Source organism: Reyranella sp. (genome assembly GCF_017305915.1).
GTDB lineage: Bacteria > Pseudomonadota > Alphaproteobacteria > Reyranellales > Reyranellaceae > Reyranella.
Window position 1 is genome coordinate 137,006 of the sequence record NZ_JAFKJN010000017.1, and the last position, 12,226, is coordinate 149,231.

Genomic DNA, 12,226 nt, shown 5'->3' on the forward strand with positions numbered 1-12,226 from the left:
CTCTTTGATCGGGCGCCATAGGAGCATGGACCGGCGCTGATTGCATTGGCCGCGCAGCCTGGCGTATGGAGAAATACGTACAACGACATGCCCGTGTATTCGTTTGGCCCGTTTGTCCTCGATCCCGCCGAGCGCCGCCTGACACGCGACGGACGACGGGTCGCCGTGCCGGCAAAGGCGTGGCAGATCCTGCTGATGCTGGTCGAGGCCGGCGGCCGCCTGGTCCTGCACGAGGCCTTTCGCGTGAAGCTGTGGCCCAATGTCGTGGTCGAGGACCGCACGCTCACCGTCCACATGTCGACCCTGCGCAAGGCTTTGGGCGACGGCGCGTTCATCGAGACGGTGGCGCGCGCCGGCTATCGCCTGACCGTGCCCGTGCGTGCCCTGTCGGACGCCGATCGGCCGGCGCAGGTCGTGCCTGCGGCCGAGTCCAGGATGCTGGCGGTGCGGCCCTTCTCGACCGGCAGCCTCGATGAAGACGACGGCTACCTCGGCATCGGCATCGCCGACGCGGTGAGCACAGCGCTGGGCACCGTCCGCGGCCTCAGCGTGGCATCGGTCGGCGCCGTCGAGGATGTCGAGGCCTCGCGCGTGCTGGGCGCGGGCCATCTGCTGGAGGGCGCAGTGCAGCGCAACGCCGAGCGGCTGCAGGTCACTGCCCGCCTGATCGACGTCGAGAGCGGTTGCACCCGGCGCAGCGAGCGCTTCGAGCAGTCGCCGGCAAACGGCGCGGCGTTGCAGGACGAGATCGCCACCTGGGTCGCGGCCTCGCTGCCGGACACCTCGGATGTCGACCTGCACAGCTACCGTCCGCGCGCGGCCGAGGCCTATTTCCTTCAGCTCCAGGCGCGCGCCCATCTCAAGCCGTTCACGCGGCTGCCTCTGCTGAAGGCCCACGCCCTGTTCGAGCAGGCGCTGGCGCTCGATCCCGGCTATGCGATGGCCCATGCCGGTCTGGGCTCGACCTATCTGCTGATGGCGTCGACGGCGATGCTGCGGCCGCTGCCGGCCGATGAGGCGATGCCGCTGGCGCGCCAGGCGGCGGAGCGCGCGCTCGCCCTCGACGAGAGTCTGGCCGAGGCGTGGGCCGTGCAGGGCCGGGTCAAGATGGAATACGACTGGGATTGGGAGGGCGCCGAGGCCGATCTCGCCCATGCCGTTGCCCTCAACGGCAGCTCGGTCGAGGCGCTCGGCGCCTTCGGCCAGTTCCTGAGCGCGATGGGCCGCCACAACGAGGCGATCGAGGCGATGGAGCAGGCGCGCAAGCTCGACCCGCGCCACGTCGAGACGCTGCAGCATCTCGCCATCGTCTACTGGATGGCGGGGCAAGCCGAGCGCGCTCTCGACGCCGTGGATGCCAGCCTGAAGATCGAGGACACGCCACGCGTCCACTACGGGCGCATGATGATCCTCGACCAGCTCGGCCGCCGCGACGAGGCGATGGCCGAGCGCCTAGCGACGCTGCGCGGCCTGGCCGTCGGCCAGGGCCTTGCCGACCACGTCGAGGTGGTGGCGCGCACCGAAAGCTGGCGGGCAGCGATGGAGGTGTGGATCGCCCTGCTCGAACGCACCAACCGCTGGGAGGGCGCGGCGATGCAATGGGTAGTCGCCGGCGATTCGGGCCGGGCGCTCGATGCGCTCGAGCACTGCATCCGGTCGCGCACCACCTACCTCTGTTTCACCGGACAAAATCCGTGCTTCCGTCCGCTGCACAACACTCCGCGCTTTCAGGATATCCTGCGCACCCTCAAGCTCGACGGACGGATGGCGTCATGACCCGATCCTTGCCCTCATGGCGCTCGCTGCTCTTCGTGCCGGTGATCTCGGAACGCTTTCTCGCCAAGGCGCACGAACGTGGCGCCGACGCGATCATCCTCGACCTCGAGGACTCCATCCTGCCCAGCCAGAAGGTCGAGGCGCGCGCCGCGATCGCCGCCGCCGTGCCGCGTGTCGCCCAGAAGGGCGCGGATGTCGTGGTGCGCATCAACCGGCCGCTCGAGCTGACCGTGCCGGACATCGCCGCCTCGGTCATGCCCGGCGTTGCGGCGCTGATGCTGCCCAAGGTCATGGGGCCCGAGCACGTGCGGCTGCTCGCGGAGCTGGTGACGGCGCGCGAGGAGGCGCTGGGCATGGAGATCGGCCATACCCGCTTCCTGGCGCTGATCGAATCGCCGGCGGCTCTGCCCCATCTCTACGCCATCGCTGCGGAGCCGCGCATGGCCGGCATGTCGGTCGGCGGCGAGGACATGGCGACCGAGCTCGGCGCGATCCCTTCCGCCGACAGCATGTACGTCCACGCCATGATGGGGCTGGCGGCCTGCCGCACGGCCGGCATCCTGCCGATGGGCTCGATGGGCCAGCTCGCCAAGATCGACGATCTCGAGTCGTACCGCGCCGGGTTGAAGCGCGGCCGGGCGCTGGGCTTCACCACGGCCTCGTGCATCCATCCGGCGCATGTGCCGATCATCAACGAGGAGTACGGCGCCTCGGCCGAGGCGCTCGATCGCGCGCAACGGCTGATCGCCGCCTTCGAGGCAAGCGGCGCCGGAGCCGTGGCCTTCGAGGGCAGCATGGTCGACCTGCCGGTGGTCGAGCGCGCCCGGCGGCTTCTGGCGCGCGCTGCGTCATGGAAGACTGTCGCGAAATGAAGATCACGAGACGCAGCGCCCTTGTCGGTGCGACTTCCCTACCCTTCGCTGCTCCTGTCGCTACCAGGGGTCAAAGCAAGTTCCCCGATCATGCGATCAAGCTGATCGTGCCGTGGGCGGCCGGCGGCCCGGCCGATGCCGGCTTCCGCATCCTGGGCGAATCGGTCGCGAAGAAGTTCGGCCAGCCGGTGGTGATCGACAACAAGGCCGGGGCCTCGGGCGTGCTGGGCGCGACGGCGCTGCAGAACGAGAAGCCCGACGGCTACACCGTCTCGCAGATGCATATGAGCGTGGTGCGCCAGCCGCTGCTCAACAAGTCGCTGACCTATCATCCGATCCGCGACCTCACCTATATCCTGCAGATCACCGGCTACGTTATGGGCGTGGTGGTGCGCGCCGACGCGCCGTGGAAGACGCTGCCGGAGCTGCTGGCCTATGCCAAGGCCAACCCCGGCAAGCTGAACTACGGCACGCTGGGTATCGGCTCGACGCAGCAGCTCGCCATGGAGCGCGTCGGCATCCAGCAGGGCGGCCTCCTCTGGACGCACGCGCCCTATCGCGGCACAGCCGACACCTTGCGTGCCCTGCTGGGCGGCGAGATCGACTTCGCGTCGGAAGCGTCGGGCTGGGCGCCGATGGTGCAGGCCGGCAAGCTGCGCCTGCTCGCCGTGTTTACCGCGGTGCGCGCCAAGCGCTTCCCTGACGCCCCGACGGTGAAGGAGCTCGGCATCGACGTGGTGGTCGACAGCCCCGGCGGCCTGGTCGGGCCCAAGGGCATGGATCCGGCCACTGTGAAGGTCCTGGCCGACGCCTTCCGCGCCGCCGCGCAGGAACCCAAGCACCTCGAGTTTCTCGACAATATGGACCAGCCCCTGCTGCTGCTCGACGGCGACGCCTATCGCGACGCCATGGCCAAGACCTACGACGAGGAGCGCGAGCTGCTGAGGCGGCTCAATCTGCTGCCGCCCTGACGGCAACGACGTCCGGCTCGTAGGACTCGGCGAGCTTCACGTAGCCTGCGGCGATGCGCTTGAAGGTCTCGTAGTCCTTCTCGGTCAGGTCGCGCAGCTTGCGTCCGGGGTTGCCGGCCCACAGCTCGCCGGTTCGCACGATCTTGCCGGGCGGGATCAGGGCGCCGGCAGCGACCATGGCGCGGCTCTCGATCACGGCGCCGTCGAGCACCGTCGAATGCATGCCGACGAAGGCGCCGTCCTGCACCTCGCAGGCATGCAGCAGCACCATGTGGCCGACCGTGACGTCCCTGCCGACGACCGTCATCAGGCCGCGCGCCGCGACATGGACGACCGTGCCGTCCTGCAGGTTGGAGTTCTCGCCGACCCGGATGCCCGGACCGTCGCCGCGCAGGATGCAGCCGAACCAGATGCTGGCGTTGGCGGCGATCTCGACGTCGCCGACCAAGGTCGCGTTGGCGGCGATGAACGCCGTCGGGTCGACTTTGGGCACGAAGCCCTTGTGCGGGACGATCAGGCCGGACATCAACGAATCCCCAGATACTTGTGCGTTTGCAGGCTGAGCTGCCATTGTGGATGGGCGAGGCAATAGGCGATGGCGCGGGCGGTATTGTCGGCGAGGGCCGGCCCGTCCATCGGCTGCAGCGAGAAGCGGCGGAATGGCAGATGCGCGAAAGCCTCCGGCGGCACATCGTCCTGCGGATAGACCAGCTTCAGCTCGTCGCCGCGCTGGAGCTTGAGGCCGTCGATGCTCTTGGGGCTGACGCACAGCCAGTCGATGCCGGCCGGCGCGTCGAACATGCCGTTGGTCTCGATCGCAATCTCGAAGCCGCGCCCGTGCAACTGCTCGATCAGCGCAGCATCGACCTGCAGCAACGGCTCGCCGCCGGTCAGCACCACGAAGCCATGCTCGCGCGCGCCCTGCCAGACCTGTTCGATCGCATCGGCCAGCGCCGCCGCCGTAGCGAAGCTGTCGCCGCCGGTGAAGTCGGTGTCGCAGAAATCGCAGGCGAGATTGCAGCCGGCGAAGCGGCAGAACACCGCCGGGCGACCGGCCTGTGCGCCCTCGCCCTGCAGCGTCTTGAAGATCTCCTTGACGGCGTAACTCATGCGATCGCCACCAAAACGAAGGGCGCCCTGCGGCGCCCCCCCGAACAGTATATGACGCTTCGGTTAGCGCTTCGAGAACTGGAAGCGGCGGCGGGCGCCGGCCCGGCCGTACTTCTTGCGCTCGACGACGCGGCTGTCGCGGGTCAGGAAGCCGCTCGACTTCATTGCACCGCGCAGCGCCGGCTCGAACTTCGACAGCGCCTGGGCGATGCCGTGGCGCACCGCACCCGCCTGGCCCGACAGGCCGCCGCCCGAGACGGTGGCGATCACGTCGAACTGGCCGTTGCGCTGGCTGACGTCGAACGGCTGCTGGATGACCATCTGCTGGGTCGGACGCGCGAAGTAGACCTTCTGGTCGCGGCCGTTGACGGTGATCTTGCCGGTGCCGGGCTTCACCCAGACGCGGGCGACGGCGTTCTTGCGCCGGCCGGTGGCGTAGGCGCGGCCCTGGGCGTCGACTTCCTTCTGGCGCTCCGCGGCGGGCGCCTGGATGCCGGCAATGGGAGCCTTCTTCAGCTCGGCAAACGACGAAAGTTCGGTAGCCATTAGCCGATCCTCGAATTCTTGCGGTTCATCGCGGCGACATCCAGCTTCTCGGGCTGCTGCGCCTCCTGGTCGTGCTTGGGACCCTTGTAGACGCGCAGGTTCTTCATCTGCTGACGGCCGAGCGGCCCGCGGGTGATCATGCGCTCGACGGCCTTCTCGATGACGCGCTCGGGAAAGCGGCCCTCGAGGCGCTTGCCCAGGGTCTCGCCCTTGATGCCGCCGGGATGGCCGGTGTGGTAGTAGAAAACCTCCCGCTCCGCCTTGCGGCCCGTCAGGCGGACCTTCTCGGCGTTGATCACGACGATGTTGTCGCCGCAGTCGATATGGGGGGTGAAGGTCGGTTTGTGCTTGCCGCGCAGGCGCAGGGCGATGATCGAGGCGAGGCGGCCGAGGACCAGCCCGTCGGCGTCGATCAGCACCCACTTCTTCTGCACGTCGGCAGTCTTGAGGCTAAGGGTTTTCATGGCTCTTTCTTCCGTGAGGCGGCGCTTCTAGGGGCGCGCCGTACGGTTGTCAAATGGCCAAAAATTATGACGGAATTACAATGGCTTGGATTTACGGTATCATAATACCGTGTCTCAAGTCATTGACGCTTCGGCGGGATCGAATAGGTCACCGTGGCATGCGCCACGGGGTCCTTTTCGCCCTCGTTCCAGATGGTGAAGTCGCCGACCGCCAGGGTCTTGCCGAGCTTCAGCAACCGCCCCTCGCCCACCAGATGGCCGGGATCGGGCTTGCGCATGAAATTGATGTTGAGGTTGGTCGTCGCCGCCATCGCCACCGGCCCCAGGCGGGCGAGCAGCAGCAGGTAGAAGCCGCAATCGACCATGGCCATCAGGGTCGGGCCGGAGATCGTGCCGCCCGGCCGCAGATGCCTGTCCTCCGTCACCTGGCGGACGCGGATCGTGGTGTCGTCGACGCTGTCGACGCTGATACCCGGCGGCGCCTGCGGGAACTCCTCCTTGAGGAACCGATGCAGGTCGTCCGGCGTCATCACCGGCATGACGCCCCCCTCTGCTCCGCGTAAGCTTGCGCCATGACTGCTGCTCCCCCGAACGAACCGGTCCTGCTCAGGCGCGACGACGGGCCCATCGCGGTCCTCACGCTCAACCGCCCGCACGCCATGAACGCCCTGTCGGGCGAGCTTATAGACGCGCTGCAGGCGGAATTCGACAAGCTCGAGAAGGACAAGGCGATCCGCTGCGTGATCGTCGAGGCCAAGGGCGACCGCGCCTTCTCGACCGGCCACGACCTGCGCGAGGTGGCGTCGAGCAGCGACTACGCCGTCCATCACGACCTGCTGACCCGCTGCTCGGAGATGATGCTGTCGATCAACCGCCTGCCGCAGCCGGTGATCGCCAAGGTCCAGGCGCTGGCGACGGCGGCGGGCTGCCAGCTGGTCGCCGCCTGCGACCTCGCGGTCGCGTCGAGCAGCGCGACCTTCGCCACCTCGGGCATCAACAACGGCCTGTTCTGCGGCACGCCGTCGGTGGCGGTCGGCCGCAATGTCGGCAAGAAGCGCGCGCTCGACATGCTGTTCACCGGCCAGGCGATCGACGCCGAGGCGGCCCTGCGCGACGGCCTGGTGAGCCGCGTGGTGGCGCCCGACCAGCTCGACTCGGAGACGCTGGCGCTCGCCCGGCACATCGCCGATCAGCCGCCGCACCAGATCGCCACCGGCAAGACCATGTTCCACCGCCACATGGAGATGGACCTGCCGCACGCCTATTCCTACGCCACCAACTTCATGGCCGGCGCCCTGCAAAGCGAGGATGCCAAGGCCGGCATCGACGCTTTCGTCAACAAGAAGCCCAAGCCCGACTGGCAGGGCCGCTGAGCCTCACGGCAGGCGCCGTGCGAATCCCGTCGATCGCTTCATTTATTTAGATGACTTGTCATCTATTGTCGTATCATCTATTAGCCGGGCATGGCCTCTCGCCCCCAAGCCAGTCGCGCGGCGTTCGGCGCGCTGCTGTCCCGCACCTATCGCCAATGGCGGCGCGCCGCCGATCTCCGGCTGCAGCCCTACGATCTCACCGAGGCGACCTGGCTGCCGCTGATCCGCATCGCCCGCGCGCCGACGCCGCCGCGGCAGAAGGATCTCGCCGCCTCGCTGTTCGTCGACAATTCGTCGGTGGTTCGGCTCCTCGACAATCTCGAGGCGGCCGGCCTGGTCGAACGCCGCGAGGGCGAGGACCGCCGCGCCAAGATCATCGTGCTGACGCCGCGCGGCCGGGCGATCGCCGACAAGGTCGAGACGGCGGCGCGCAAGGTCCGCACCGACGCGCTCGCCGGCCTCAGCGACAAGGACATCGAGACCGCGATCCGCGTGCTGGAGCATGTCAGCCGCGCGCTCGATCCGGCCGGGGAGCCCATGGCGTGACCGCCCCGCTCTGGCTCCTCACCCTGATCACCTTCTCCGGCACGCTCGCCATGCACATCTTCGTGCCGGCGTTGCCCGAGGCCGCGCGGGCGCTCGGCGCCAGCATCGGCGAGATGCAGCTCACCATGAGCGTCTACATCTTCGGCCTCGCGGTGGGGCAACTCGCCTACGGCCCGCTATCGGATCGTTACGGCCGGCGGCCGGTGCTGGTCGCTGGGCTCGTGCTCTATACCGTGGCCGGCCTGGCGGCCTGCTTCGTCGGTGACGTGCATCACCTGATCGTAGCGCGTCTCCTGCAGGCGCTTGGCGGCTGCGCCGGCATGGTGATCGGCCGCGCCATCGTGCGCGACACCGCCCTGCCCCAGGATGCCGCGCGCCGGCTCGCGACGATGAACCTGATGGTCGTGCTCGGGCCGGGCCTGGCGCCGCTGATGGGTGGCGCGCTGGCGACAGCGCTCGGCTGGCGCTCGATCTTTTACGTGCTGACACTGCTCGGGGCGCTCAATCTGCTGTTCGCGCTGTTGCTGCTGCCCGAGAGCCATGCCGCGAGGAGCGGTGCGAAGATCGGAGGCCTCGCCCGCAACTACGGCAAGCTGCTGACCTCGCGGGCCTTCCTGGGCTTCGCGATCGGCGGCGGCTGCGCAACGACGTCGATGTATGCCTTCATCAGCGTCTCGCCCTTCATCTTCGCCCACCAGCTCGGCCGGCCGGACTACGAAGTCGGCATCTACCCAGCGATCCTGATGGCCGGCGTCTGGATCGGCAGCATGCTCGCCACGCGGCTGATCCCACATCTGCCGATCCATCGGCTCGCCGTCTCGGCAAACCTGGTGAGCGTCGCCGCTGCGATGGTGTTCCTCGGCGCGGTGCTCTCGCACCACCTCACCGTGCTGCTGGCGATCGGGCCGATGTTCGTGTTCGGTATGGGGGCCGGCATCGCCTCGCCGGCGGCGCTGACGCAAGCGATCAGCGTCAACCCGCACGTCATCGGCTCGGCCTCGGGCCTCTACGGCTTCTCGCAGATGGGCGTCGGTGCCTTGTGCACCGCGCTGGTCGGCCTGGGCGGCGATCCGGCGCTGACCGCCGCCATCATCCTCGCGGCGGCGGGCGTGATCGGCCAGGCCTCGTTCTGGATCGCGCTGCGCTACCGGCCGGCCGCGACCTAGCTCACTGCGCCCAGTCGGTCCCGCCCTTCTTCTCGACCTGGCGCTTCAGCGCCTCGAAGTAGACGACGCCGAAGCCGGGATCCGACCGGAGCTGCTTCATGCGCTGGGCGGCGCGGGCGATGATGTAGTCGTCGATCATCATCGGCTCCTCGCCGAGTTGGCGCGACAGCAGCTCGAGCTCGCAGGCGCGCTCCAGCATGTAGAGGCCGCGCAGCGCGCCCGGCAGGGTCGGCGCCGCGGTCAGCAGGCCGTGATTGTGCAGGATGACGTGGCCGCCCTTCTGGCAGGTCTTGCCGAGCTCCTCGCACTCCTCGACCGTCGCCGGCACGCCGTAGTCGTGATAGACGATGTCGTCGTAGACGCTGAGCGCGTCCTGGCTGATCGGGCGCAGGCCCTTCTTCAGCAGCGACACCGCGCCGCCCGCCCGCGTGTGGGTGTGCATGACGCAGTTCACGTCGGCCCGCGCCTTGTAGATGCCGCTATGGATGGTGAAGCCGGCGGCGTTGTAGCGGCCCTGCTTGCCGATCACCTTGCCGTCGATATCCATCTTGATCAGGCTCGACGCCGTGATCTCGTCGAAGTTCTCTTCGTAGTGATTGATGAGGAACGCGGTCGACTCGCCCGGCACGCGCACCGACATGTGCGTGTCGATCAGGTCGGTCCAGCCGAGAAAATCGCAAATCCGATAGAGCGCCGCGAGATCGACTCGCGCCTGCCACTCGGCCTCGCTCACCCCGATCGCATTGCCCACCACCGTATCCATCGTCCGCTCCTGTGCTGTGCTGTGCTGCGCCCGCGAAAGGCGCATACTAGGGCAAGTTCGCGGCCTTCGCAGCAAGGCCGGCCGCGTGCGTTCCTCGGCACGGTATTTGCGTCCTTGTTCCCAATCGAGTGGAGAGAATCGTGGCGGCCAAACCGTTCCACCTTGCGTGGTTTTTACAGGGCTCCAGCGTGCAGGCCTGGGGCGAGCAATGGACCGGGCACATCGGCACGAGCTGGCAGCAGCCCGACCTGTTCCTCGACATGGCGCGCAGCCTCGAGCGTGCCTGCTTCGACTACATCCTGCTCGAGGACTCGTCGTATGTCGGCGAGAGCTTCGGCGGCTCGACCGAGATCTACCTGAAGAACGCCATCGCGGTGCCGCGGCAGGATCCGTCGGTGGTCGCGGCGCTGATGACCCAGGTGACGTCGAAGATCGGCATCGTGCCGACTTTCGGAACATACGCCTATCACCCCTACCTGTTGGCCCGCCTCGTCGCGACGCTCGACCAGGTGTCGGGCGGCCGTATCGGCTGGAACGCCGTCACCGGCAGCTCGGACTTCGCCGCCATGAACTTCGGCATGCAGGGCATGCCCGAGCACGACACGCGCTACGACATGGCCGACGAATACATGGACGTGGTGCGCAAGCTGTGGGGCTCGTGGGAGCCCGGCGCGATCGTCGCCGATCGCCAGAACGGCATCCTGGTCGACCACACCAAGGTCCATGGCGTGAACTTCCAGGGCAAGTACTTCAGCACGCGCGGCCCGCTGAACTCGGGCCCGGCTCCGCAGGGCCAGCCGGTGATCGCCCAGGCCGGCGGCTCGCCGCGCGGCCGCAAGTTCGCCGCCGCCCATGCCGAGACCATCGTCGTCAACGCCAAGGGCGTCGAGGCGATGCGCGCCTATCGCGAGGACGTGCACAAGCACATGAAGGCGGCCGGCCGCGATCCCAGCCAGTGCAAGGTCCTGTTCCTGATCAATCCGATCATCGGCGACACCGAGGCCGACGCGCTGGAGCGCAAGAAGCAGCGGCAGTGCCTTGCCGACAGGCACATCGAGCAGCGCCTCGCTCATTTCGGCAAGGTCACCAACATCGACTTCGGCCAGTTCGACCTCGACAAGCCGCTGCCCGATCACGTCACCACCAACGGCCACCAGCTCAACCTCGAGCAGTTCCGCGCCATGGCGAAGGGGCGCTCGATCCGCCAGACCATGGCGAGCTTCAACGCCGTCGACCTGTCGATCGAGCTCTGCGGCACCTGCGAGTCGGTCGCCGCGCGCATGGGCGAGGTCATGGCGGAGGTCGGCGGCGACGGCTTCCTGTTCTCCATGCCCAACGTCAACCGCCGCACCCTGGCCGAGATCGAGGACGGGCTGATCCCCGCCCTTCAGGACCGCGGCCTGGTGCGCAAGGCCTACGAGCACAAGCACTTCAGGGACAATCTTCTCGCCTTCTGATTGGGGGACCTCATGCGCAAATCATCGCGTCGTGCAGCGTTGGGCCTGCTGGGAGCGGGCCTCGCCGCGCCGTTCATCCGACCGAGCTTTGCGCAGGCCGCCTGGCCCGAGCAGACGTCGGTGCCGGACATCCTCAAGGGCACCGGCGAAGTGCGCATCGCCACTTTCGGCGGCACCATGCAGGAGACCCAGACCAAGGCCTACTTCGAGCCGTTCGAGAAGGCGACCGGCATCAAGGTACGCGCCTTCCCCGGCTCCGACCCGACCAAGATCAAGGCGATGGTCGAGACCGGCAACGTCGAATGGGACATGGCGCAGCTCAGCCGCGGCTCGATCATGAACCTGCAAAAGATGGGCGATTACTTCGAGAAGATCGACTACTCGCTCGTCGACGACGGCGTCGGCAAGGAATACCGCTTCGAATACGGCCTCGAGATGCTGGTATGGGCGCAGGTGCTGGCCTACCGCACCGATGCCTTCAAGGGGGCCGCGCCGGCGAGCTGGGCCGACTTCTGGGACACCAGGAAGTTCCCCGGCGAGCGCGCGATGTACGGCACCGGCTCGGGCGGCTGGCCGGAGATGGAGTTCGCGCTGATGGCGGCGGGCGTGCCGCCCGACCAGCTCTATCCGCTCGACGTCGACAAGGCGCTCGCGAGCTACGGCAAGATCAAGAAGGACGTGGTGAAGTGGTGGGACACCGGCGCGGTGCCGATCCAGCTCCTCACCGACCGCGAGGTCACCATGACCACCGTCTGGAACGGCCGCATGGCGGCGCTGCAGGCGGCCGGCGTGCCGGCGCAAATCTCGTGGAACCAGGGCCTGCTCAAGCGCGATGCCTGGGGCATCCCCAAGGGCGCCAAGAACAAGGCCAATGCGCTGAAGTTCGTCGCCTACTCGACGATGGCGATCCCGCAGGCGCGCATCGCGCTCGGCATCCCCTACGGCTCGGTCAACGTCGAGTCGAACAAGTACATCCCGCCGGAGCGCCAGACCGTCCTGCCGAGTTCGCCGGACATCAAGAAGAACCTGGTCAACTACAACTACGATTGGTGGATCGCCAACCGTGAGGTGGTGATCCCGAAGTTCAACAAGTGGCTGCTGAGCTAGCGGTTCTTCCGCGATGATCCCACCCAACCCCGCCCCCCTCATCCTGAGGAGCGCTCCGCAGGAGCGCGTCTCGAA

Annotated in this window: 14 protein-coding genes; 8 read left to right on the forward strand and 6 right to left on the reverse strand. The window is 67.8% G+C overall.

What is annotated here, in order from left to right:
- Nucleotides 1-87: 87 nt before the first annotated feature.
- Genes J0J01_RS16870 through J0J01_RS16880 form a run of 3 tightly spaced genes read left to right on the forward strand, consistent with a single transcriptional unit; the run spans nt 88 to nt 3,619 of the window.
- Entirely contained in the window at nt 88-1,776 is a 1,689-nt protein-coding gene (locus J0J01_RS16870; protein ID WP_296382602.1) for a winged helix-turn-helix domain-containing protein, read from the forward strand.
- Nucleotides 1,773-2,648, forward strand: a complete 876-nt coding sequence (locus J0J01_RS16875; RefSeq protein WP_296382604.1) for an aldolase/citrate lyase family protein — start codon at nt 1,773-1,775, stop codon at nt 2,646-2,648. Before J0J01_RS16870 ends, J0J01_RS16875 begins: the two co-directional genes overlap by 4 nt.
- Nucleotides 2,645-3,619 (forward strand): tripartite tricarboxylate transporter substrate binding protein, encoded by a 975-nt coding sequence (locus tag J0J01_RS16880; protein ID WP_296382606.1) that lies wholly within the window; start codon nt 2,645-2,647, stop codon nt 3,617-3,619. The genes J0J01_RS16875 and J0J01_RS16880 overlap by 4 nt, the downstream gene beginning before the upstream one ends.
- Here J0J01_RS16880 and J0J01_RS16885 read toward each other — a convergent pair.
- From J0J01_RS16885 to J0J01_RS16905, 5 genes are all read right to left on the reverse strand, one after another.
- The gene (locus tag J0J01_RS16885; RefSeq protein WP_296382608.1) at nt 3,600-4,145 is read right to left on the reverse strand and encodes a gamma carbonic anhydrase family protein; all 546 of its coding nucleotides are present in this window, start codon (nt 4,143-4,145) and stop codon (nt 3,600-3,602) included. The two genes, J0J01_RS16880 and J0J01_RS16885, sit on opposite strands and share 20 nt — an antisense overlap.
- Nucleotides 4,145-4,729, reverse strand: a complete 585-nt coding sequence (gene queE, locus J0J01_RS16890; RefSeq protein WP_296382610.1) for a 7-carboxy-7-deazaguanine synthase — start codon at nt 4,727-4,729, stop codon at nt 4,145-4,147. The genes J0J01_RS16885 and queE overlap by 1 nt, the downstream gene beginning before the upstream one ends.
- A 63-nt stretch (nt 4,730-4,792) precedes the next feature.
- Nucleotides 4,793-5,275: a 30S ribosomal protein S9 gene (gene rpsI / locus J0J01_RS16895; protein WP_296382612.1), complete on the reverse strand. Its 483-nt coding sequence runs from the start codon at nt 5,273-5,275 to the stop codon at nt 4,793-4,795.
- Entirely contained in the window at nt 5,275-5,739 is a 465-nt protein-coding gene (rplM, locus tag J0J01_RS16900) for a 50S ribosomal protein L13 (RefSeq protein WP_296382615.1), read from the reverse strand. Before rplM ends, rpsI begins: the two co-directional genes overlap by 1 nt.
- 119 nt (nt 5,740-5,858) lie before the next feature.
- A complete protein-coding gene (locus J0J01_RS16905) occupies nt 5,859-6,278 on the reverse strand; it encodes a PaaI family thioesterase (RefSeq protein WP_296382616.1) in 420 nt (139 codons plus the stop codon).
- Nucleotides 6,279-6,311: 33 nt separating this feature from the next.
- On the opposite strand from J0J01_RS16905, the gene J0J01_RS16910 reads away from it, so the two are divergent.
- The 3 genes from J0J01_RS16910 (at nt 6,312) to J0J01_RS16920 (ending at nt 8,824) form a co-directional block, all read left to right on the forward strand.
- Complete coding sequence (locus tag J0J01_RS16910) at nt 6,312-7,112, forward strand: enoyl-CoA hydratase (RefSeq protein ID WP_296382618.1); 801 nt, start codon at nt 6,312-6,314, stop codon at nt 7,110-7,112.
- A gap of 90 nt (nt 7,113-7,202) precedes the next feature.
- Complete coding sequence (locus J0J01_RS16915) at nt 7,203-7,658, forward strand: MarR family transcriptional regulator (RefSeq protein ID WP_296382620.1); 456 nt, start codon at nt 7,203-7,205, stop codon at nt 7,656-7,658.
- The gene (locus tag J0J01_RS16920; protein ID WP_296382622.1) at nt 7,655-8,824 is read left to right on the forward strand and encodes a multidrug effflux MFS transporter; all 1,170 of its coding nucleotides are present in this window, start codon (nt 7,655-7,657) and stop codon (nt 8,822-8,824) included. The genes J0J01_RS16915 and J0J01_RS16920 overlap by 4 nt, the downstream gene beginning before the upstream one ends.
- Before the next feature lies 1 nt (nt 8,825).
- On the opposite strand, the gene J0J01_RS16925 is transcribed toward J0J01_RS16920, so the two are convergent.
- Nucleotides 8,826-9,587: a class II aldolase/adducin family protein gene (locus J0J01_RS16925; protein ID WP_296382624.1), complete on the reverse strand. Its 762-nt coding sequence runs from the start codon at nt 9,585-9,587 to the stop codon at nt 8,826-8,828.
- Nucleotides 9,588-9,727: 140 nt separating this feature from the next.
- Between J0J01_RS16925 and J0J01_RS16930 the strand changes: the two genes are divergently transcribed.
- Both J0J01_RS16930 and J0J01_RS16935 read left to right on the forward strand, forming a co-directional pair.
- Complete coding sequence (locus tag J0J01_RS16930) at nt 9,728-11,044, forward strand: NtaA/DmoA family FMN-dependent monooxygenase (protein WP_296382625.1); 1,317 nt, start codon at nt 9,728-9,730, stop codon at nt 11,042-11,044.
- Nucleotides 11,045-11,056: 12 nt separating this feature from the next.
- The gene (locus J0J01_RS16935) at nt 11,057-12,151 is read left to right on the forward strand and encodes an ABC transporter substrate-binding protein (RefSeq protein ID WP_296382627.1); all 1,095 of its coding nucleotides are present in this window, start codon (nt 11,057-11,059) and stop codon (nt 12,149-12,151) included.
- Nucleotides 12,152-12,226: the final 75 nt, after the last annotated feature.